We start from the raw sequence: 20419 nt of genomic DNA, 5'->3' as shown, positions 1-20419 counted from the left end.
TAAGTATTGTCAAATGGAATTTGTTTGATTTGGGTTATTTTTGAGTTTAATAAAAAATAGTATGTACAAATACTTTGCAAAACTTTTCGGTTGTTTAATACTTTTTGGAATCAGCAGTTCGGCATACTCCCAAGTGCCGGGGCGTGCCACCGAATTGGACACGGGAAGGATCATGGAATCCATACCTTTGGCCTTTTCGGAGGTCCCATATTTCACCTATGGACAGGGGCTTGGGATCATGGCTCCTGATAGTTTATTTGCGATGAATATTCGTTTTAGGATGCAGAATAGAGCAGGTTTTACTTTTGAGGAAGACCAGGCCACCCAGATTGAAGCGCGTGTCAGGAGACTAAGACTGCGCTTTGATGGCTTTGTATATAATCCCAGGCTGAGTTATGTGCTGCAGCTTTCCTTTACACGGGGGGACATGGACTGGGAAAATACCGAATTCCCCAATATAGTCAGGGACGCCATGATTTTTTACAGGTTGACGAATAAGCTTGTTTTGGGCTTTGGACAGACCAAACTTCCTGGGAACCGCCAAAGGGTGAACAGTTCAGGTGATTTGCAATTTGTAGACAGAAGTATTGTCAATGCTACCCTAAATGTCGATCGTGATTTTGGCCTGCAGGCTGCCTATACGGACCGCTTGATCAATAATTTCCATTATGTGCTAAGAGGTGCTGTCAGCACTGGAGAGGGCAGGAATATTCTTGCCACGGACGGGGGATTGGCTTATACGGGAAGGGTTGAAATTCTTCCATTCGGGATGTTTGAGCGGTTTGGAGATTATTTTGAGGGAGACCTAATTCGGGAAAAAACACCTAAACTATCCATAGGAGTAACTTCCAGCTTAAATCGCAATACGTTAAGGACAGGTGGACAGATTGGGACCTTCTTATATGAAAGAACGGATATGGATACCTATATGACCGATTGGTTGTTAAAATATAGAGGTTTTGCCTTTGCCAGTGAGTTATTGTATCGAACCTCGCCCAATGCTTTAACTTTTAACCCTGAAGGGGATATGAGATACGTTTATACCGGACTTGGGCAGAATTATCAGGCCAGTTATATTTTTTTCAATAATGTAGAAGTTGCCGGAAGATACACGCAGTTGGCTCCACGATCCCAGATTGATGAGCTGGAGCCTTTGGTGCAACACTACACTGTTGGGGTCACCAAATATCTTAAGGGACACCGGGTCAAGGTGCAAACTGACTTGACTTATGAGGATCGGCAATTTGTAAACCCCAGCAATAACTTCAATAACTGGCAATTACGCTTCCAGGTTGAATTGGGTATCTAATTATAAAAGAAATGGTCACAATGGGCACGAAGTTTTAAAAGAATTTGCACTAAGTATCTATATAAACCAAAAGCCCACTCTTTTGAGCGGGCTTTATGTATTTATTTCGTAAGTAGACTTTCCAATTGTTTTTCCATTTTTTCAAATTCAAATTTGGAAATTGCCTGGTCCATTTTCTTTTGGATATTAGGTAGACAAAGGTTACCGATTGACCCCTCATGGGTGTGTTTTACATCCTTTGGCGGATTGTAAGTCCCGTTTTCAATGCTCATACCCACTTCTTTGTAGGCATCCCTGAAGGGCTTTCCTTCCAACACCATTCTATTGACTTCTTCTACGCTGAATAGATGCTGATAAAATGAATCCTTCAGAATATTTTGCTTAATCTCAATATTTTCAAGCATTAACCTGGAAATGCTGATACATGATTTTAGTTTTTGAAGATCAGGGAATATAGTTTCTTTCATCACCTGGAGGTCTCTATGATACCCTGTCGTGAGATTGGTCAATTGCATGGCCAAGGTATTTGGGCTGGCCTGGATCTGGTTGGTTTTGGCCCTTACCAGTTCAAAAACATCTGGATTTTTCTTATGGGGCATGATACTCGAACCTGTTGTGAGTTCATCGGGGAACTTGATGAAACCAAAATGTTGGTTCATGAAGGTGATGGAATCCGCGGCCAGTCTGTTCAAGGTGCCAGCTATCCCTGCCAGTGCAAAGGCTAGCGTTTTCTCGGTTTTCCCACGGCTGTTTTGTGCATTGATTACATTGAAATGCATTTCTTTGAAACCCAACAATTCCGTAGTCATCGATCGGTTGAGCGGGAAGGAGGAGCCATAGCCAGCCGCAGAACCAAGAGGGTTCCTATTTACCAACTGATATGCCGCATGCAAGAGGTCCATGTCTTCGGAAAGGCTTTCGGCCAGGGCGCCAAACCACAACCCGAAGGAGGAAGGCATGGCTAATTGGGTATGAGTGTAGCCAGGCATCAAATCAGCTTTATGCTTTTCTGCCAATTTTACCAAAAGGTCAAATAGTGACTTTACCTCACCAATCAAAGATTTGATTTCCGCCCTGTAGTAAAGTTTGAGATCCACCAAAACCTGGTCGTTTCGGGATCTTCCGCTGTGCAACTTTTTGCCCACATCCCCAAATCGCTTGGTCAAGATAAATTCTACCTGACTGTGAACATCTTCTACTCCCTCATCAATGGTAAAGGTGCCATCTTGGATTTCCTGATAGATTTCTCTTAGTCCTTGTTGCAGGGTTTTAAACTCTTCGGCTGTCAGTAAACCGATGCTTTCAAGCATTTCCGCATGCGCCAATGAGCCTAGAACGTCAAAGGGGGCCAATAAAATGTCATATTGAGGATCATCTCCAATGGTAAAAACCTCAACTTCCTTGAGGTTACTTTTTTCCTTTTGCCATAGCTTCATGTCGTATTTTATTTGGTTGATCGCATCGCTGCGTAGGTTTCAATTAATTTGATATAGAGCGAAATCCCGTCTTTGATTTCATTGTCGTAAATATATTCGTCTGCAGTATGGGACCTTGCCGAGTCCCCGGGCCCGATTTTTACAGAAGGAAAGGGTATCAAGGCTTGATCCGATAGGGTAGGGCTGCCGTATTTTTCCAGCTGTAACTCGTCGGCAGCTTTCAAAATAGGATGGTTTTCATCTATTCTTGAAGAGTTTAACCTCATGCTTCTAGGAACCAGTTTAGCCTGTAGCTTGGACTCAAGTTCAGCCAATGCCTCTTCCAAAGTATAGGCATCGGTGACTCTCACATCGATGCAATAGGTGCATTTGTCAGGCACTACGTTGTGTTGGCTGCCGGAATTGATAATGGTGACCGTGGCTTTACTTTCTCCGAGAAACTTGGAAACTTTTTCAAACTGGAAAGTTTTCAGGATATTGAGATCCTCCAACGCCTTATAAATGGCATTTTCCCCTTCGTTTCTGGCTGCATGACCTGCTTTTCCGGTCACTTCGGCATCAATTACCATTAAGCCCTTCTCAGCCACTGCCATCTGAAGCAGGGTAGGTTCACCTACAATCGCCAGCTCGATTTCGGGTAACTCAGGCAGTATATACGCTATCCCATTTTTCCCGCTGATTTCCTCTTCTGCTGTCGCAGCCAAAATCAGGTTAAAGGGTAAATCCCTGCCATAAAAATGATAATAGGCAGCAATCAGAGAAACCAGACATCCCCCCGCATCATTTGAACCCAAACCGTAGATTTTACCATCTTCAAGGATACAGGAAAAAGGGTCTTTAGTGTATCCGGCATTCGGTTTCACTGTGTCATGATGACTATTGAGCAGGATATTGGGCTTCTTGGGATCAAACTTTTTGTTTTTCACCCAGATATTATTTCCTTTTTGGAAAAAGGGGATGTTCTTATTTTGAAAAAACTCCGCTATCAAAGCCGCAGTTTTATCTTCCTCTCGGCTAAAGGACGGGGTTTCAATAAGGGACTTTAACAACTCTTTGGCTTCAAGGCTTAAAGTATGTGGATCCTTTTCAGTCAATTTTTTAAGAGGTTTGGGTTTTTATAAATGTTCCTTTGGATTTAGAATTGATGGCTTTTCGCACATCTTCTGCTTTGCCCAACCATACTTGGCTGATGCCTTTTGAAATGGCTTTGAATGCATTATCCAGTTTGGGAATCATGCCCGAATGAATGGTTTTTTCCGCCTGCAAATCCTGATATTTCTCAAAATTGATTTCTGAAATATTGCTCTGGTCATCATTGATGTCTTTCAAAACTCCATTTTTATCAAAGCCGTAGAACAAGGACACATCATGATGCCTAGCCAATCCCAATCCCAACTCTGCTGTGATGGTGTCAGCATTGGTATTGAGCAACTGTCCATTTTTATCATGGGTAATTGCCGCTACAATTGGCACATAATTATGGGATAAAATGGTTTCCAGCAGGGGCACGTTGACAGCTACAATATCTCCGACAAATCCATAATCGATATCTTTTATTGGTCGCTTTTCGGAGGTGATTAGGTTACCGTCAGCGCCGCTTAGGCCAATTGCGTTTTCACCCTTTGCCTGCAGTAAAGCAACAATTTTTTTGTTGACCAAGCCAGCATAGACCATGGTGACCACGTCCAGGGTATTTTCATCAGTTATTCGGCGTCCATTTACCATTTTGGGTTCGATACCCAGTTTTTCGCTCAAGCGGGAAGCCAACACTCCTCCACCATGTACCAAAATTTTGGGTCCCTCAATTTGGGAAAATTCTTCCACGAAAGTCTGAAGAGCCTCGGGGTTGTCCACCACATTTCCTCCGATTTTGACGATATTTATCTGCAGTTTTTCTTCCATTCTCTAAACGTTTTTGTTTGGATGTCCGGCCTGCGTGTTCAAAATCTCACTTATGACTGCCTGGGCTGCATAAATCCGGTTGTTAGCCTGTTCTTGAACTAGACTTCTTTTGCCGTCCAGGATTTCATCGGAAAGCTCCAGATTTCTTCGCACTGGTAGGCAATGCATTACTTTTGCATTGGGACTGTTGGCAAGTTTTTGCTCGTCAAGAAGCCAATTATCACCTGCGTGAAGGATTTTGCCATAATCATTGAATGCACTCCAATTTTTCACATATACAAAATCAGCATCCTTGAGGGCTTCATCCTGATCGTGTGTAATGGTAGCTCCAGCAGTGAATTGCTCATCCAACTCATATCCTTCAGGATGGGTGACAGTTAAATCATAATCGCAGCCAAGTGCCCATTCGCAGAAGGAATTGGCCACAGCATGGGGTATAGCTTTGATATGCGGTGCCCAAGTCAGTACAACTTTTGGTCTTTTCTCCTGGGCATTTTCCTTGATGGTCACCATGTCGGCCAAGCTTTGAAGCGGGTGACGGGTGGCACTTTCAAGGCTAATGATGGGCTTACCGGTGAACTTGAGGAATTGGGTGAAAGTATATTCATCCACATCCTGTGATTTGTCTGTCAAAGTTGGGAAAGCGCGAATGGCCAAAATATCAAAATATGAACCTAGAACTGCTGCAGCATCTTTGATATGCTCCACCGTGTTTTTATTCATAATTGCACCTTCTTTCATTTCAAGCGCCCATCCATCTTTATCCATATTCAGCACAATGGGTTCCATTCCCAAATTGCTGGCCGCAAGTTGGGTACTTACCCTTGTTCTCAATGAGGGATTAAGAAATATTAATCCTATCCTTTTTCCTCTTCCCAAATGCTTATCCAAAAATGGGTCTTTTTTATACTTTAAAGCCAGGTTGATAAGGCTTTGTGCCTCCGAAAAATCAGTGAATGAGGTGAAATTTTGCATTTTTATTAACTTTGATTTAATATGTTTGAACTGGAGTAGATTGTATGACCTGGGGAAGTGCTTCCAGGAAGATATCTAGTTCCTTTTTGGTGATCGTGAGGGGAGGCAAAATCCGGATAGTATTTTTGGTTGATGCATTTCCGGTGAAAATATGATGTTTTTCAATTAGCTCCTTTCGCACAGGAGCAGCGTCTGTTTCCAGATCCACGCCTATCATCAAGCCTTTGCCACGGACTTCTTTGATGCCTTCCATACCCTGAAGTTTTTCCATAAGATATTTCCCAATTTCATCAGCTTTGGAGCAAAGGTTTTCTTGATGCAATACTTCCAATACAGCCAGGGATGCCACACAGGCCAAATGATTGCCGCCGAATGTAGTGCCCAACATGCCGTATTTTGCCTCCATTTCAGGATTAATGAGAACGCCACCCACAGGGAATCCGTTTCCCATACCTTTGGCTATGGTAATAATATCCGGCTTCAAACCCTCAACCCACTGGTGGGCAAAAAACTTACCTGTACGGCCATAGCCAGACTGAACTTCATCCAAAATAAATTTGACATTATGATCATTACTCAGCTTCTGAAGGCCTAAAAGAAACTCCTCAGAAGGTGTATGGATTCCGGCTATGCCTTGAATGCCTTCGATAATAATCCCGGCGACATCATGCTTTTTCAGACATTCTTCCACTTGCGCCAGATCCATTTCCAGGATGTGCACCTCATGGGAAGCATTGAATGGAGCAACTATTTTCGGGTTATCCGTTAAGGCTACCGCTCCGCTTGTTCTACCGTGAAATCCCCCTTTGAATGAAATGAAGCCTTTTTTACCGGTTTTGAATGAAGCAAGTTTAAGGGCATTTTCATTGGCTTCTGCTCCTGAGTTGCACAGGAAAAGGTCATACTCGTCATAGCCTGAGACTTTTCCGAGCAAATTGGCCAGTTCTTCCTGTTCTGGGATTTGTACCGAGTTGGAGTAAAATGCAATTTTATCCAGTTGCGATTTGATTCTATCGGTGTAGTGGGGGTGGTTATGGCCGATGGAGATCACGGCGTGCCCCCCATAAAGGTCCATATATTCCGTTCCGTTTGAATCCCAGATTTTGCATCCCTCCGCTTTCACGGGCGTGATGTCCATAAGGGGGTAAACTGCGTAAGGTTTCATAATTAAAGAGGTTAAAATGCGATACTTTTCAAATTGAGGCCAGCTTTTTCCTCCAATCCAAATGCCAAGTTCATGTTCTGAACAGCCTGTCCGGCGGCTCCCTTCAGAAGGTTATCTATAGCGGCATATATCACCAACTGCCCTTCTTTTTCCTGCAGAGAAATTAGGCACTTATTGGTGTTGACCGCCTGCTTAAGCATGATTTCCTTGTCGGACACATGCGTGAATGGCTCATCGGAGTAGAATGCCTGGTATTTATCCTTCACTTCCTCAAATGATCTGTCCAAGGTACCATAAGCCGTGATCCATATTCCTCTGGAGAAATTACCACGGTAGGGGACAAATAGGAGATTGTTTTTAAACTCCATGTCCAATTCGTGAAAGGTTTTCTTTATTTCCTTGAGGTGCTGGTGATCAAAAAGCTTGTAGATAGAAACGTTCTGGTTTCTTTCACTGAAATGGGTGGTTTCACTAAGTTTTTTACCAGCTCCGGTGCTTCCGGTAATCCCGTTGATATGGATAGGTCCGTCGATGAACCTATGGGCGATCGCTGGGGCAAGTGCCAACTGTATCCCAGTGGCAAAACATCCAGGGTTAGCTATTTTTTTGGCTGTCATGATCCTAGATTTATTGATTTCCGGCAAGCCATAGACGAAGTTGTCGCTCTCATCCCGGAAATCCGTGCTCAGATCTATGATGACTGTGGATGGCAAAAACTCATTGTTGTCCAAAAATCCTTTGGCCTCCCCATGGGGTAGGGCCAAAAAGAGCGCATCCACGTTTTTGTTTATTTCATCGGTAAACACCAGTTCCGAATCTCCCAAAAGATCCTGGTGCACCTCGTATACTTTTTTTCCTTTTTGGCTATTGCTGTGGATGGATACCAATTCCACCTGCGGGTGAAAAAGCAACAGTCGGACAAGCTCTCCGCCGGTATATCCTGCTCCGCCAATAACGCCAACTTTAATTTTATCCATTATCCAATGTTTTGTTTACTTGGTGAAAAATTGCGGTTTGGTTACCGAATATTTTGGTGAAGCCCTTCACATCATCGGCGGTCCAGCCTTTATTTATCTCTCCATAAGCCCCAAATTTATTGGACATCAAATCGTGCTCGGAATTGATGCCGATAAGTTTGAAATGGTAAGGCATCAGTTTTACATTTACCTCTCCTGTAACAAAATCCTGTGTGGACTGCATGAAGCTTTCCAAGTTTCGCATGACAGGATCCAAATAATGGCCCTCATGTAGGTGGGTGCCATAAAATTCAGCCATTTGATTTTTCCAGAAGGATTGCCACTTAGTCAGTGTATGTTTTTCGAGCAACTGGTGGGCCTTGATAAGTATCAATGCCGCCGCGGCTTCAAAACCAACCCTACCTTTGATACCTATAATGGTATCGCCTACATGGATATCCCTTCCTATAGCAAAAGGTCCCGCCAGGGCCTGGATCTTTTGAATGGCTTTTACAGGATCCATTTTTTCACCATTTACGGCTACAATTTCACCTTTTTCAAATGTTAGCTTTAAGTCTTCAGGCTCCTTCTTGGTTAGCTGAGTAGGAAAAGCCTCCTCCGGTAAGGTGTCATGGGAGTTCAGGGTTTCTTTTCCTCCTACAGATGTGCCCCAAATTCCTTTATTGATGGAATAAGCGGCTTTTTCAAAATTCATTTCCACCCCATGTTCTTTAAGAAAGGAAATCTCCTCCTCACGGCTGAGCTGCATATCCCTGATGGGCGTGATAATTTCAATATTGGGAATTACCGTTTGGAAGATCATATCAAACCTTACCTGGTCATTTCCCGCGCCTGTGCTTCCGTGAGCAATGGATTCGGCGCCAATTTTTGCGGCATAATCAGCCAGAGCTTTGGCCTGAACGATTCTTTCGGCACTCACAGACAGGGGGTATGTTTGATTTTTGAGCACATTGCCAAAAATCAAATACTTGATGACCTTCTCATAATAATCCTGGGTCACATCCAAAACCTCAAAGCTTTTCAGCCCCAGTTTTTTAGCTCTGGCCTCTACTGTTTCCAACTCCTCTTTTTCAAACCCACCAGTATTCACCAAAACGGCATGGACTTCATAGTTTTTTATTTTACTCAAATACAATGCGCAGTAAGTGGTGTCCAGGCCTCCACTGTAGGCCAGTAATACTTTTTTCATGGTTGAAGATCGAGTTTTAATGCTTTGTTGAATTTTACTAAAATACTTTTCTTAATTTTTGTCCAGCGCTCAAATAGATTGAGGTTGCCGTAAAAGTCTTTTCTTAATCTTTGTTTGTTTGGTTGTCGTTGGTCTTTCGGCACATAGAGCATGGCCGTGCAAAGACAGTTCTGACGGTTTTTGCTGGTCAGGATGGCGTAGTTTACGCAGCTCTGGCAGCCTTTCCAAAATTGCTCATCATCGGTGAGGTCAGAGTAGCTGACTGGGTAATAGCCCAGCTCCGAATTGATTTTCATCACAGCCGCACCCGTGGTAAGGCCGAATATTTTGGCATTTGGATACTTTTTGCGGCTAAGTTTGAAGATGGCATGTTTGATTTCTCTAGCCAGTCCTGATTTTCTGAAATTTGGGGAGACAATCAATCCGGAATTGGCCACGAACTTTTCATGTCCCCACGCTTCAATGTAACAGAATCCTGCCCACTCGCCTGTCTTGCTCAGGGCAATAACGGCTTTCCCCTCTCGCATTTTCTGCATGATGTACTCTGGGCTACGCTTAGCTATACCTGTACCTCGTGCTTGGGCGGAATTGGCCATTTCCTCTACGATGGTGTCGGCATATTTCAAGTGTTCTTCTTGGGCTACTTGAATAACAAATTGCTTGTTTATCATATTCATGATAATTGTGATATGGTTTAGAACCGACCAATAAAATGATCAGCTTTCAAGCGTCTGAAATGAATTATCTTGGAAATAGAATCGGAAAGCAGCAACCGCATAGGTTGCCATAAATATAGCAGGGACTAGGCCCTATAAAAGTTCCTTGTCCTTATTGAAAAATTCATAACCGTGATTTCCACCTGCTGGTGTGCAGGGGCCGGGCAATCGGCGGATATGTTGATCTTGTAGGACATTGTATGATTCTCAAGACAAAGTTTCAAAACAAAAATTTTAAAAACAAACAAAATTTTCAATTCTTTGTCAAATTGGTAAAAACCTTCACAGGGGTTTAACAATTTTTCAATTTGAATAAGTTCTGTTTTGGTAAATAGTTCAACTTTTATGCCATAAGTAACTTGTGATATTTAAATATGATAAGCGGGAACTCATAATTATTAATTATCCTTAGTTAAAGAAAAAATAGATGAAAGTAGAAATATGGTCCGATGTAATGTGCCCTTTTTGTTATATCGGAAAAAGAAGGTTTGAAAAGGCTTTAAAACAATTTGAAGGCCAGAGTGAAATAGAAATTGAGTGGAAAAGCTTTTTGCTCAACCCAGATCTTAAAACGGACACATCCCTTTCCCCAGTGGAATATTTAGCCAATTCCAAAGGAATGCAGGTTCCCCAAATTGAACAGATGATGGCTCAGGTTGAGGTAATGGGGCGCTCTGAAGGATTGAACATGGATTTGACCAATACAGTTGTGGCCAATTCCCTAAATGCCCACCGCCTGATCCAAATGGCAAAAGTTCATGGCAAAGGTGATTTGGCTGAAGAGCTTTTGTTTGAGGCCCATTTTGATCAAAAAGCCAATACCGATGACCCGGCAGTACTTTTGGAATTGGGGCAAAAGTTGGGATTGGATTCCAATGAAGTAGAAAAGATGCTTAATTCAGATCAATTTGTGGAAAGGGTAAAACAGGAATATGCCGAAGCCCAGCAGCTGGGGGTAAGAGGGGTTCCGTTTTTTGTTTTTGATAGAAAATATGGCCTTAGCGGTGCCCAATCATCCGAGGTTTTTCTTCATGCATTGAATCAGGCGTATGAGCAGCAGTCCGCCAATTCCAACTCCTGTGATGTGGACGGAAACTGTTAAAACTTTCTCTGGAGTATCAAGTTGGGTTTACTAAGTTTTAAACCATTTTGAAAACGAAAATTATGAAAGGAAACGTAGCATTGATTACCGGTGGGAGTTCTGGTATTGGGTATGGAATTGCTCAGGAACTTCTCAAAAAGGGTGTAAATGTTGGTATTACCGGAAGAGATAAGGGTAGGATAGAGGAAGCGGCCAGAAAACTAGAAGGATTGGGTGGGGAAGTGCTTCCCATTCAGGCAGATGTGAGGGAGTTTGAAGCCCAGCAAAATGCAGTCAAGGCGGTAACCGACGAGTGGGGCCGTTTGGATTATTTTGTTGCCAATGCCGGCCTGGGGCATTTTGGTAGCATTGAGGAACTGACTCCCGAGCAGTGGAGCGAAACTATCGATACCAATTTGACAGGGGTATTTTATAGCATCAAGGCAGCTCTTGAGCCGCTGAAGGCTTCCAAGGGCTATTTCATCACCATTTCCAGTTTGGCAGGCACCAACTTCTTTGCAGGTGGATCGGCTTATAATGCCAGCAAGTTTGGCTTGACGGGCTTTACCCAGGCGATCATGCTTGATCTAAGGGATGCCGGCATCCGCGTGAGCACCATCATGCCGGGCTCTGTAGCCACCAACTTCAACAATCATAAAGTGAGCGATGAAGATGCCTGGAAGATCCAGATTGAGGATATTGGAGAAATGGTCGTGGGATTGTTTGAGCTCAATTCCAGAACTCTGCCGAGCAAAATTGAAGTGAGGCCTTCCATGCCACCTAAGAAATAGAAAAAGCGGGATTTCCCGCTTTTTCTATTTCTCGACCAACAATCCTCTTTTTTCCAATTCCTCCACAAAGACTTCCTTGGGTTTGTGATACCCTTTTTTGTCCTTATAGGTCGTTATCCAATTGTTCACATAGTGGTTGAGGTATTCCAGTTCCTCCTTTTTTTCAATTAAGTAGTGTTCGATTTTTATCACATGCTCACACATATCCTTCAACTGGCTGAGATGAGCCATGGCTGAGCGGTTGACTATCGTATCATGGGAAAAAAACTCCCAAGAACCCGAATAGATTTCCGGATCATGATTGTGGTGTTTTAATGCCTCCGTGAGATAGTGGCAGAATTTTCTAAAAAAACTTGATTTCTTTTCTACCCTAAAATCGGGAATGACAAATGAAAACTTTGTCAACCCATTTGAAAAGATCAAGTATTTTTTGCGGTTGACATAGAAGATGTCCCCATACCAACGGTAAAACTCATCCGTAATATTGTCCTCAGGCACGGTAGCCATATCAAAAAACTCCGTCCCAATCATCCCTTTCAACTTTTTTGAAAAATAAAGGCTAACGATGTCTGATTTTTCCTGCATATTAAAGTTTTTAGTGGTTAAAAATTATTCTGTGGTGGATTTCTTTTCCACGGCGAAATGGCCATGAAAGTCCTTCATAGAGCTATATACCCCCAAGTAACCGCCTACCAATTTGTCAAACCAACGTACTGGCAACAGTCCTTTTAATATAGGAGTCAAAAAAACCGATTTTGGCATTCTGATGAAAATGTTATTCTTTTTGATCCCTTTTATAATCTGTTTGGCGGTTTTTTCTGGGGTAAGGATTGGTTGGATCCAATGGGTCTTTACTCCTTCGAACATGCCTGTATTGATGTAACTTGGGGTTATTGTAGTTACTCTCACTTTTGATTTGACTTGCTCCAGTTCCAGTCTGAGTGATTCCGACCAACCCGTAACGGCCCATTTGCTGGCGGCATAGACGGCCATTTTGGGATTGCCTATCAAGCTTGCTGCAGAAGAGATGTTGACGATGTGCCCATGATTTTTGGCCATCATACCAGGGAGGCATTTCAGTGCAATATGCATCAAGGCATTGGTGTTGATCAGCATGGTTTTTTCAATATCCTCATGGGAATTCTCCCAAAAATACCGCCCCACAACTATTCCTGCATTGTTGATCAAAATATCAATGGCCAAGCCATCTTGCAGCATCTGATCAAAAGCTTGATTAATTTCATTTAAGTCGGCTACATTGACTTGGTAAGTATGAACGCTTCCGATTTTCCCCAGTTCAGCTGCTGTTTCCAGCATCTGACTTTCATTGATATCCCAAATGACAAGGTGGGCAGCACCCTCTTCCAGCACGTTGCGGCCCATCAGTTTGCCAATTCCAGCGGCACCGCCTGTGATGAGTACGGTGGAATTCTTGATTTTAGTCATACCTGGAAAATTTAAAAGTTAGCAAGCGTATTTTTCAAGTAACAAAGCCCATCCGGTTTTGTCCTTCGAAGTATGCTAATTTCGGAAATAAAAATCTCTTTCCTGATAATAATCATACTTTGTTCAGCGTAAATGTGTGAGTTTTGTCAGTAAATAACTCGTTATGCATACCAAATATCAGAAGTCAATCTATTTCTGGCTGCAATAAATCCACATTAAAATGCAGGGGATTATAATTTATACTATATGATTCTTAATTGAATATGTTAAACATTTGATGAAACCATTTTTAATGATAGCCACCTTCCATTACCCTGAAAATGTGCAGAATGGCGGGGAAAACGGCATCCATGGATTCTGAAGCGCCATTGGTAGAGCCGGGCAATGCCAATACCAGCGTGTTTCCGATCAATCCGGCCACGCTTCTGGACAGCATGGAGTAGGGGGTGCGCTGTTGTCCATAATTTCTAATGGCCTCTTCAATGCCCGGCACTCTTCTTTCCAGCAGTGGGATAACTGCCTCAGGGGTCACATCTCTTGGGGAAAGCCCCGTGCCACCTGTCAGAATCACCATTCTTACTCCCGCTTCACCGTAGTTTTTGACCTTTTCCTGGATGATGTCATGCTCATCTGGGATCACGGTGTAATCCTGGATATGGACTTTAAATTGCTCTAGCTTGGCTATAATAGCTTTTCCCGCACGGTCTTCTTTTGTCCCTTTGGAAATGGAATCCGAACAGACAATCACGGCCGCATTGAGGTTTTGCACTTCTTTTTTGTTGAAATCGGATTTGCCACCCTTCTTCTCCAGAAGCTTCACCTCATGGATACTCACACCCTTATCAATTGGCTTGAGCATATCATACATTGTTAGGGCCACCACGGAGGCGGCGTGCATGGCCTCTACTTCTACACCGGTTTTGTAAATGGTGTGGATTTCCACCATCACCTGCACTTCCATATCCCTAACCTCATAGCTGATTCCGGTGAACTCAATGGGTAAAGGGTGGCAGTCTGGAATCACATCGCTGGTTTTTTTGGCAGCAAAAAGGCCCGCTGTTTTGGCCATTTCGAGCACATCACCCTTGGGAACCAGCCTGTTTTGGATAGCATGTATGGTTTCGGATTTGCTCACTTTCACAATTGCCTGAGCTATGGCCTTTCGCAGGGTGCTTTTTTTATGTGTAATGTCTACCATGTTAGATGTTTGTTGTGGGATGTCCGATGTCGGATGTAAAATGGGACACAGAGTAGCTCAGAATTTTAAACTGAGTTCAGCAGAGTTTCCGAGTAGCGGGCATAACTATTTTGTAATAAAAATTTGCCGCGAAGAAGCCTCTGTGGACCTCTGTGGCAAACTCTGTGTCCCCTTGTTCCGTCTTCGGTCTTTCGTCTTCCGACTTAATTATTTTCCTTCCAGACCGTTTGATCTTGATCAGTGACTTCTTTTCCCCAGATGGGCAGTTCTTTTTTTATTCTTTCCACCAGTTCTTCGCAGGCGTCCATAGCCGCTTTTCTGTGTTTGGAGGAGGTGAATACAAATAGGCAGATTTCTCCGGCTTTCACTTTGCCCAGACTGTGGTAAATGTGCATGCAGGTAAGCGGGTATTTATCGAAAATTGCCTCCCGGATTTCAAAAGCCTTTTCCAGGGCCATTTCCTCGTAAGCAGTATACTCAATGGCGGTCACATTACCTTCCGGTTTTTCATCGGCCCTAACCTGGCCAAGAAAAATGCTGTGCCCCCCTATACCCGTTTTGGTGCTATGGTTGGCAATGGAGGTGGCAATTGCCTCTGGGGTGATGGGGCCTTGGCGAAATATGTTTTTGGGTGTTCTTTTTTTCTCAGTCATTGTGCAAATATTTTTCTGGCAATGCATTCACACCGCCTTTTACAGAATAGAATTCTTTTCCTATTAGCAGGCCACTCAGCTTTTGGGCCGTTTTAAGGCTTCTTATCCCAGATTGACAGCAAATCAAAATGCGGTCCTGCTGGGCAAATTGATCAAGTTTGGTTTCAACCTCGGCCATGGGGATTTTCATATGTTCTATTTCCTTTATTTTAGGCTGTTCATGATCCTCCCTGATATCAACCAAAAGGTTGTCTTGCTGAGTGAGCATTTCAACTGCATTATCCCACGAAATTTCCTGGACAGTGCCGCAAGAAAGGGAGTAATCCATTTCCAGAAACTCCTTTTCACTTTTTGGAATAAGCGCTCTGGATGCCACATTTATTCCAACATCAAAAACATTGGAAATTTGGCTTAAAAGATCGTAAACGAGAAGTTTCCCAGACAAAGTTTGGCCAAAACCAGCGAGGAGTTTGATGGCCTCAGCAGCTTGGAAGGTTCCGATTATACCTGGAAGAACGCCCAGCACGCCAGTTTCACTGCAATTGGGGACTTCATGTGCTTCTGGGGGTTCTGGGAATATGTCCCTGTAATTTGGGCTAGTTTTCCCCTTGCCATTCAACACTGAAACCTGACCTTCATTTTGAAATATGGAACCCATGATCAGGGGTTTCTCCAGTAAATAACAGGCATCATTGACCATATACCTGGTCTGGAAATTATCCGATCCGTCGATTACAACATCGTACCTGGAAATAATATCAAGGCTGTTTTCCTGTGTTAAGTAGAATGGGTAAATTTCAATTTGGAGGTCAGAATACTTCTTTGAAAAGTAGGATTGGACCACTTCTACTTTTGGTTTCCCCAGATCCTGCTCGCCAAAGATCACCTGCCTATTGAGGTTGGAAAGAGAAACCTGGTCGCCATCGGCCACCCCGATATGGCCAATTCCGGCTGCTGCCAAATAAAGGAGTGCAGGGCAGCCCAGTCCTCCGGCACCCACTACAAGGATTTTTGCCGATGCGAGCTTCTGTTGCTTTTCAAGCCCAAAACCGTTGAGACTATATTGTCTGATGAATCTATCCATATCATCCTCCAGAGAAAGGTGGAAGCAAGGCAACTTCATCATCCGGCCCTATAGCTTTGTCCTCGCTAACTACTTGCTTATTGAGCGCAATGGTAAACTTCAATGAGGCTAGCTGCGGATATGTGTTTAAAAGGGTCTCCCTAAGTTCTGATATGTTTTGGGGTTGCTCAATTTTGAGTTCTGCTTGGCCCAACTTTTCGGCAATCACTCCAAAGGCCATTATTTTGATCGTCTGCTTTTCTAACTGCATTTCTAGCAAATCTTTTTTTGTATTGATATTATAAAACTCCTGGTCAGAAGCAATTTTGTCCGTATCGATAAATTGGTGAGGAGAATCCTGGATTAACCTCTGCATTTTCAATCTTCCCATTTCAAGATTGTTGGCGACAATTTGAAGCAAAGTTTTAGGATAAATACCTATCAATGGATGGATTTTACCTTTATGTCTACAAACATTGGTTTTGTGCGCTTCGCTTTGAGCTATCAAATAGGTCAAGGTTTGACGGCTGATATTGGGCGTGTCGCAACTCAAGAGCATCACATGATTGGCTTGAGTCGCAGATAAGGCGGTAAATAGTCCACCCATTGGGCCCATTTCGCGTATTTTGTCCTCCAGCACCGGAAATCCCAACTCTAAATATTCAGCATCATTTGCGATGATTTGGGGGCTGTAACCAACCTGCTTGACCGTATCCAGGATGTAATTGATCATGGGTAGACCATTGATTTTTAGCAAACCTTTGTCCTCACCCATTCGGCTGCTTTTTCCTCCCGAAAGAACAAATACCTCAATTGATTCTTTCATGTCCAAATCAATTTGACCGATGCGATTAATAGGACGGTGGTAAGTAAATATTCCACGGTTTTCACTTTAAATCTCTGTGCACCAAAGAAGGCCCCAAATATCCCGCCGATGATGGTGACCCCAAGGATAAGCCATAAATCATTTGAAATCATCAAATTCCCTGTGGCAGAACCCGTCAAGCCAGCGATTGAATTTACAAAAATAAAAATGGAACTCAAGGTTGCTGTCACTTTCATGTCGGCCCAGCCTAGCATCAGGATCAGGGGAGAAAGGATAATGCCGCCACCGATACCAATCAGGCCGGAAAGAAGGCCTATTCCAAGGCCAATCAAAGCAATGATTGCTATGGAGGGACTTATTTTGAGCACTTGGGATTTTGGAAATACATTCAAAAATCTCAAGACTGGCAATAAAAGCAATACGCCCAAGATCCTCTTGTAAATATTTGGATCAATGCTGATTGTTCCTCCCAGATATGCTGCAGGAATAGAGAAGGCTACCAAGGGCCAAAATATCCTGTGGGGGAAGGTTGTTACTTTGTTGTAGGAAATGAATGCGATTAGGGAAACGGCGATATTCAATAATAAGGCTGTGGGACGAACTTGGTCGGGGATAAAGCCTGCAAGCGTCAAAAACATCAAATAGCTACTCGCGCCGCCATGGCCTACCGAGGCATATAGAAAGGCAACCACCGGCATGGCCACCAATAAAAGAATTCCATAATCACTGCTGAGCATATTTTACCAATTGTAAACTTTTAAGATATGACCAGGATTGACTTGGTTGCAGTCCTCTGGTATTTCCACAAATGCATTGGAAATGCCAAAACTAAGCAGGTTGAATGATTCCTGTCCGCCCAAGATCTCAACGCCGTTTTTGGATTTCAGGGCTTTGAGGAAAAAGGTCAAGGGAGGCTTTTTGGAAAATGAATTGGTACAGGGGAGAAGCTCATAGTCTTCCCACACCTGTTCAAATCCCAGATAATGTTTTAAAGTTGGTCTCACGTATTGGTTGAAACAGCTGATTACGGAGGCGGGGTTGCCAGGTAAGGCAAACACCAGTTGGGTTGCGGTTTTTCCTGCAAAAAGTGGTTTGCCTGGCCGCTGTTTGATTTTATAGAAAAGTTCTTCTATTCCATTTTCTTTCATGGCTGTTTTGACAAAGTCATATTCCCCGACAGAAATTCCTCCGGAAAACAAGATAAAATCGAACTTGACTAACACCTCTTTGACCAAAGAAGACAGACTTTCGAGCTTATCAGGAGCCTGAAATTCTTGAACTTCCTCAATGCCGAGTAATCTCAAATAACTTTTTAAAGTAGGGCCGTTGGAGTTATAGATTTCCCCATATTCCAGGTCTTGACCGATTTCTTTGAGTTCATCGCCCGTTACGATGATGGCCACCGAAGGTGCCGCATACACAGGCACCTGGCTGATGCCAACTGAAGCCAACAAACCGATTGTACCTGGTGTGATGGAAGAATGTTTTTTTAAAATCAGGTCTCCCTTTTTATTCTGGTTGCCCTGATACCTGACATTGGAGCCTTTTTGGAATTTCTCCAAATCGAATGAAAGTAGGCCATTTTCCAATGTTACAAATTCCTGCGGAATAACCGTGTCGGCACCTTTGGGCATGGGTGCGCCGGTAAATATCCGAAATGCACTTTCAGCCGGTAAATTGCTGCAGCCCGTAGGTCCAGCTTTTCCAGATATTTGCTTGTCGAAATGGCGGAAATTGTTTTCGCCGTTCCATTTGATGGCGTATCCATCCATGGCGGAATTGTCGAAATAGGGGACATCACATGGGGATGTAATGTCTTCAGCCACGATTTTTCCCAAAGAATCTATCAATGGAACATTATGTTTGGTCCCTCTAATGGCGTTTGCCATTAGAATTTCTTTCGCTTCTTGTACTGAAATCATAGGGAATTAGCCTCCAATTTTAATCATGCTCCGGTTTTGAAGCGAAGTGGTGGAAGTGTTTTGGTAACCTTCAGAGAATTGCCCGCCCATCACCTTATGCTTAGATCTTATGGAGGCTTGGATCAAGGGAAGTAATTCGTTGCCTTTGCGAAGCTCTCCCAATAAATCCATTTCATCACTTCCAAATAGGCAGTTTTTCATTTTGCCATCAGCTGTTAGGCGCATCCTGTTGCAGCTCCCGCAAAAATGCTCACTCATGGTGGTGATGAAAGCAAAAGTGCCTTCATGGCCAACCGCTTTGAATTTCTTGGCCGTGGCGTGGGGTTCATCACGTAGTTTGACTATATCGTATTCCTCCATTACCGTTTGGAGCATTTGCTGGGCGGTCACCACTTGGCTGCTGTCCCAACGATTGCCGTCAAATGGCATAAATTCGATGAATCTGACGTGTAAGGGTAGTTTTTTGGTGATTTGGATGAAATCCAGCAGTTCTTTTTCCACCTTGCCTTTAATGGCCACTACATTTATTTTGACCCTGAAATTGTGCTCAAGCAACAAGTTGATATTCTCCCAGACTTTATCAAACTGGTTTCTTTTGGTGAGCGTGAAAAAAGAATCTTTGTCCAAGGTATCCAAGCTGATATTGACACTTTTCATACCTGAGGTTTTCAGGTCAGCTAAGTATTTATCAATCAACACCCCATTGGAAGTCATGGTCAATTCGACTGGGAGCTTTGCCAGTTCCTTCAAAATGGAGGCAAAACCCTTTCTTACCATGGGTTCTCCTCCCGTCAACCTGATTTTGGTCACCCCAAGGCTGACAAACACTTTCGCAATTTGGATTATTTCATTTTCGCTCATCAGATGCGACTGGGGCAGACAGGGCGTGTCCTCATCAGGCATGCAGTAGCTGCATCGGAAGTTGCAGCTATCGGTGAGTGATATCCTTAAATAATCGTGAACTCTATGGTGTTTGTCTATTAGCATAGGCTATTTGCGTGGTTTAGATTTTGCTGGTCTTGGGTCCGGCAGGTATCTCAAGAGCCAAAAAGAGACCAAGGCCAGGGCCAAGGATCCTCCAAAGGTGGCTAGTGCAATGCCGAAATTATCATCCAGGGCATTATTCAATGCCGAATATAAAAACCAGATCTGAATACTCACCAATAATATAAGCATTAATATGATGCCAGTCATCACCGTATTGGTTTTATTCGGATGGGCTTCGTTCTGGGAGCTTCTAAAATAACTCATACGTTATAGGGCTTATCTTTCGACATGGATTTAACATATACCTTTCCTTCCTTTACCGCTACCTCTAATTGTGGGAGGGGGCGTGGGGGAGGACCTTGGATAACCACACCCGTTCGGGGGTCGAAAAACCCCTGGTGGCATGGACATTCAATTTGACCCAAATCATGCCTATAGCGAACGGCACAGGCCAGGTGGGTGCATTTTTGCTCAAAGGCTCTCCATTCGCCCTCTTCCAAGTGGATAAGGATATAAGGGATGTCTTTGGTTCCGTGAATCTCAAACTGCTTCATGCCACCCACAGGGACTTCATTCTCCTCACATATAAAATGCTCCCCTTCGAGTTCCTTATCAGGAAAAGCGAGGCTTTTGAGCACGATGGCTCCATTTCCCAGGGCCAAAGCCCCAGAAAAGAGGCCAAGGAATTTGGCAAACTCCCTGCGGGAAACGTGGGTAGCTTCCTCCTGATCTATAGGGAAATCAGACTTCCAGGTCGGATCTTTATCTTTTTCTGCCATAATG

The 20419-nt window shown here is 43.5% G+C and carries 22 protein-coding genes; 3 read left to right on the top strand and 19 right to left on the bottom strand.

All coding sequences use genetic code 11. From position 1 onward, the window contains the following. Positions 1–61 precede the first annotated feature (61 nt). The gene (locus KIH41_RS03825) at positions 62–1309 is read left to right on the top strand and encodes a porin (RefSeq protein ID WP_214161565.1); all 1248 of its coding nucleotides are present in this window, start codon (positions 62–64) and stop codon (positions 1307–1309) included. A 101-nt stretch (positions 1310–1410) separates the two neighbouring features. On the opposite strand, the gene argH is transcribed toward KIH41_RS03825, so the two are convergent. The 8 genes from argH to KIH41_RS03785 are packed head-to-tail and all read right to left on the bottom strand — an operon-like array spanning position 1411 to position 9624. After that, complete coding sequence (argH, locus tag KIH41_RS03820; protein WP_213945309.1) at positions 1411–2745, bottom strand: argininosuccinate lyase; 1335 nt, start codon at positions 2743–2745, stop codon at positions 1411–1413. A gap of 8 nt (positions 2746–2753) precedes the next feature. Further along, positions 2754–3839, bottom strand: a complete 1086-nt coding sequence (locus KIH41_RS03815) for a M20 family metallo-hydrolase (RefSeq protein ID WP_214161564.1) — start codon at positions 3837–3839, stop codon at positions 2754–2756. Positions 3840–3843: 4 nt separating this feature from the next. After that, on the bottom strand, positions 3844–4647 hold the full coding sequence (gene argB / locus KIH41_RS03810) for an acetylglutamate kinase (protein WP_246538942.1): 804 nt from the start codon (positions 4645–4647) through the stop codon (positions 3844–3846). A 3-nt stretch (positions 4648–4650) separates the two neighbouring features. Beyond that, a complete protein-coding gene (locus KIH41_RS03805) occupies positions 4651–5622 on the bottom strand; it encodes a Rossmann-fold NAD(P)-binding domain-containing protein (protein ID WP_214161563.1) in 972 nt (323 codons plus the stop codon). A gap of 16 nt (positions 5623–5638) precedes the next feature. Further along, positions 5639–6787, bottom strand: a complete 1149-nt coding sequence (locus KIH41_RS03800) for an aspartate aminotransferase family protein (protein ID WP_214161562.1) — start codon at positions 6785–6787, stop codon at positions 5639–5641. Between the two features lie 11 nt (positions 6788–6798). Continuing rightward, on the bottom strand, positions 6799–7764 hold the full coding sequence (gene argC / locus KIH41_RS03795) for an N-acetyl-gamma-glutamyl-phosphate reductase (protein ID WP_213945313.1): 966 nt from the start codon (positions 7762–7764) through the stop codon (positions 6799–6801). Further along, entirely contained in the window at positions 7757–8953 is a 1197-nt protein-coding gene (argG, locus tag KIH41_RS03790) for an argininosuccinate synthase (protein ID WP_214161561.1), read from the bottom strand. The genes argC and argG overlap by 8 nt, the downstream gene beginning before the upstream one ends. Then, positions 8950–9624 carry a GNAT family N-acetyltransferase gene (locus KIH41_RS03785; protein ID WP_213945501.1) on the bottom strand — a complete coding sequence of 225 codons (675 nt, stop codon included), beginning with the start codon at positions 9622–9624 and terminating at the stop codon, positions 8950–8952. The genes argG and KIH41_RS03785 overlap by 4 nt, the downstream gene beginning before the upstream one ends. Before the next feature lie 472 nt (positions 9625–10096). Between KIH41_RS03785 and KIH41_RS03780 the strand changes: the two genes are divergently transcribed. Both KIH41_RS03780 and KIH41_RS03775 read left to right on the top strand, forming a co-directional pair. Then, positions 10097–10771, top strand: coding sequence for a DsbA family oxidoreductase (locus KIH41_RS03780; RefSeq protein ID WP_214161560.1), 675 nt, complete (start codon positions 10097–10099; stop codon positions 10769–10771). Positions 10772–10833: 62 nt separating this feature from the next. Further along, entirely contained in the window at positions 10834–11541 is a 708-nt protein-coding gene (locus tag KIH41_RS03775; protein ID WP_214161559.1) for an SDR family oxidoreductase, read from the top strand. Between the two features lie 24 nt (positions 11542–11565). Here KIH41_RS03775 and KIH41_RS03770 read toward each other — a convergent pair whose 3' ends face one another. The 11 genes from KIH41_RS03770 to KIH41_RS03720 all read right to left on the bottom strand — a co-directional run bounded on the left by KIH41_RS03770 (position 11566) and on the right by KIH41_RS03720 (position 20415). After that, positions 11566–12126, bottom strand: a complete 561-nt coding sequence (locus KIH41_RS03770; protein ID WP_214161558.1) for a DUF6933 domain-containing protein — start codon at positions 12124–12126, stop codon at positions 11566–11568. A gap of 24 nt (positions 12127–12150) precedes the next feature. After that, entirely contained in the window at positions 12151–12987 is an 837-nt protein-coding gene (locus KIH41_RS03765; RefSeq protein ID WP_214161557.1) for an SDR family oxidoreductase, read from the bottom strand. Positions 12988–13276: 289 nt separating this feature from the next. Then, positions 13277–14185, bottom strand: a complete 909-nt coding sequence (gene moaCB / locus KIH41_RS03760) for a bifunctional molybdenum cofactor biosynthesis protein MoaC/MoaB (protein WP_214161556.1) — start codon at positions 14183–14185, stop codon at positions 13277–13279. Positions 14186–14388: 203 nt separating this feature from the next. After that, positions 14389–14838, bottom strand: a complete 450-nt coding sequence (locus KIH41_RS03755; RefSeq protein ID WP_213945319.1) for a molybdenum cofactor biosynthesis protein MoaE — start codon at positions 14836–14838, stop codon at positions 14389–14391. Then, positions 14831–15964, bottom strand: coding sequence for a HesA/MoeB/ThiF family protein (locus KIH41_RS03750; RefSeq protein WP_246538940.1), 1134 nt, complete (start codon positions 15962–15964; stop codon positions 14831–14833). Before KIH41_RS03750 ends, KIH41_RS03755 begins: the two co-directional genes overlap by 8 nt. Continuing rightward, entirely contained in the window at positions 15924–16727 is an 804-nt protein-coding gene (locus KIH41_RS03745; protein ID WP_214161555.1) for an NTP transferase domain-containing protein, read from the bottom strand. The genes KIH41_RS03750 and KIH41_RS03745 overlap by 41 nt, the downstream gene beginning before the upstream one ends. Then, positions 16724–17464, bottom strand: a complete 741-nt coding sequence (locus KIH41_RS03740; protein WP_214161554.1) for a sulfite exporter TauE/SafE family protein — start codon at positions 17462–17464, stop codon at positions 16724–16726. The genes KIH41_RS03745 and KIH41_RS03740 overlap by 4 nt, the downstream gene beginning before the upstream one ends. Positions 17465–17467: 3 nt before the next feature. Further along, on the bottom strand, positions 17468–18649 hold the full coding sequence (locus KIH41_RS03735) for a molybdopterin molybdotransferase MoeA (RefSeq protein ID WP_214161553.1): 1182 nt from the start codon (positions 18647–18649) through the stop codon (positions 17468–17470). Between the two features lie 6 nt (positions 18650–18655). After that, complete coding sequence (moaA, locus tag KIH41_RS03730; RefSeq protein ID WP_214161552.1) at positions 18656–19636, bottom strand: GTP 3',8-cyclase MoaA; 981 nt, start codon at positions 19634–19636, stop codon at positions 18656–18658. Positions 19637–19639: 3 nt separating this feature from the next. After that, a complete protein-coding gene (locus tag KIH41_RS03725; RefSeq protein ID WP_214161551.1) occupies positions 19640–19900 on the bottom strand; it encodes a DUF6755 family protein in 261 nt (86 codons plus the stop codon). Beyond that, positions 19897–20415, bottom strand: coding sequence for a QcrA and Rieske domain-containing protein (locus KIH41_RS03720; RefSeq protein WP_214161550.1), 519 nt, complete (start codon positions 20413–20415; stop codon positions 19897–19899). Before KIH41_RS03720 ends, KIH41_RS03725 begins: the two co-directional genes overlap by 4 nt. Positions 20416–20419: the final 4 nt, after the last annotated feature.

The sequence above is a fragment of the Litoribacter ruber genome, assembly GCF_018500185.1.
GTDB lineage: Bacteria > Bacteroidota > Bacteroidia > Cytophagales > Cyclobacteriaceae > Litoribacter > Litoribacter ruber.
This window is presented reverse-complemented; position numbering and strand designations above follow the sequence as displayed.

Coding starts and splice junctions, on each gene's coding strand:
- KIH41_RS03825 (WP_214161565.1), top strand. CDS start 62: ATGTACAAATACTTTGCAAAACTTTTCGGTTGTTTAATACTTTTTGGA.
- argH (WP_213945309.1), bottom strand. CDS start 2,745: ATGAAGCTATGGCAAAAGGAAAAAAGTAACCTCAAGGAAGTTGAGGTT.
- argB (WP_246538942.1), bottom strand. CDS start 4,647: ATGGAAGAAAAACTGCAGATAAATATCGTCAAAATCGGAGGAAATGTG.
- KIH41_RS03805 (WP_214161563.1), bottom strand. CDS start 5,622: ATGCAAAATTTCACCTCATTCACTGATTTTTCGGAGGCACAAAGCCTT.
- KIH41_RS03800 (WP_214161562.1), bottom strand. CDS start 6,787: ATGAAACCTTACGCAGTTTACCCCCTTATGGACATCACGCCCGTGAAA.
- argC (WP_213945313.1), bottom strand. CDS start 7,764: ATGGATAAAATTAAAGTTGGCGTTATTGGCGGAGCAGGATATACCGGC.
- argG (WP_214161561.1), bottom strand. CDS start 8,953: ATGAAAAAAGTATTACTGGCCTACAGTGGAGGCCTGGACACCACTTAC.
- KIH41_RS03785 (WP_213945501.1), bottom strand. CDS start 9,624: ATGATAAACAAGCAATTTGTTATTCAAGTAGCCCAAGAAGAACACTTG.
- KIH41_RS03780 (WP_214161560.1), top strand. CDS start 10,097: ATGAAAGTAGAAATATGGTCCGATGTAATGTGCCCTTTTTGTTATATC.
- KIH41_RS03775 (WP_214161559.1), top strand. CDS start 10,834: ATGAAAGGAAACGTAGCATTGATTACCGGTGGGAGTTCTGGTATTGGG.
- KIH41_RS03770 (WP_214161558.1), bottom strand. CDS start 12,126: ATGCAGGAAAAATCAGACATCGTTAGCCTTTATTTTTCAAAAAAGTTG.
- KIH41_RS03765 (WP_214161557.1), bottom strand. CDS start 12,987: ATGACTAAAATCAAGAATTCCACCGTACTCATCACAGGCGGTGCCGCT.
- moaCB (WP_214161556.1), bottom strand. CDS start 14,185: ATGGTAGACATTACACATAAAAAAAGCACCCTGCGAAAGGCCATAGCT.
- KIH41_RS03755 (WP_213945319.1), bottom strand. CDS start 14,838: ATGACTGAGAAAAAAAGAACACCCAAAAACATATTTCGCCAAGGCCCC.
- KIH41_RS03750 (WP_246538940.1), bottom strand. CDS start 15,964: ATGATGAAGTTGCCTTGCTTCCACCTTTCTCTGGAGGATGATATGGAT.
- KIH41_RS03745 (WP_214161555.1), bottom strand. CDS start 16,727: ATGAAAGAATCAATTGAGGTATTTGTTCTTTCGGGAGGAAAAAGCAGC.
- KIH41_RS03740 (WP_214161554.1), bottom strand. CDS start 17,464: ATGCTCAGCAGTGATTATGGAATTCTTTTATTGGTGGCCATGCCGGTG.
- KIH41_RS03735 (WP_214161553.1), bottom strand. CDS start 18,649: ATGATTTCAGTACAAGAAGCGAAAGAAATTCTAATGGCAAACGCCATT.
- moaA (WP_214161552.1), bottom strand. CDS start 19,636: ATGCTAATAGACAAACACCATAGAGTTCACGATTATTTAAGGATATCA.
- KIH41_RS03725 (WP_214161551.1), bottom strand. CDS start 19,900: ATGAGTTATTTTAGAAGCTCCCAGAACGAAGCCCATCCGAATAAAACC.
- KIH41_RS03720 (WP_214161550.1), bottom strand. CDS start 20,415: ATGGCAGAAAAAGATAAAGATCCGACCTGGAAGTCTGATTTCCCTATA.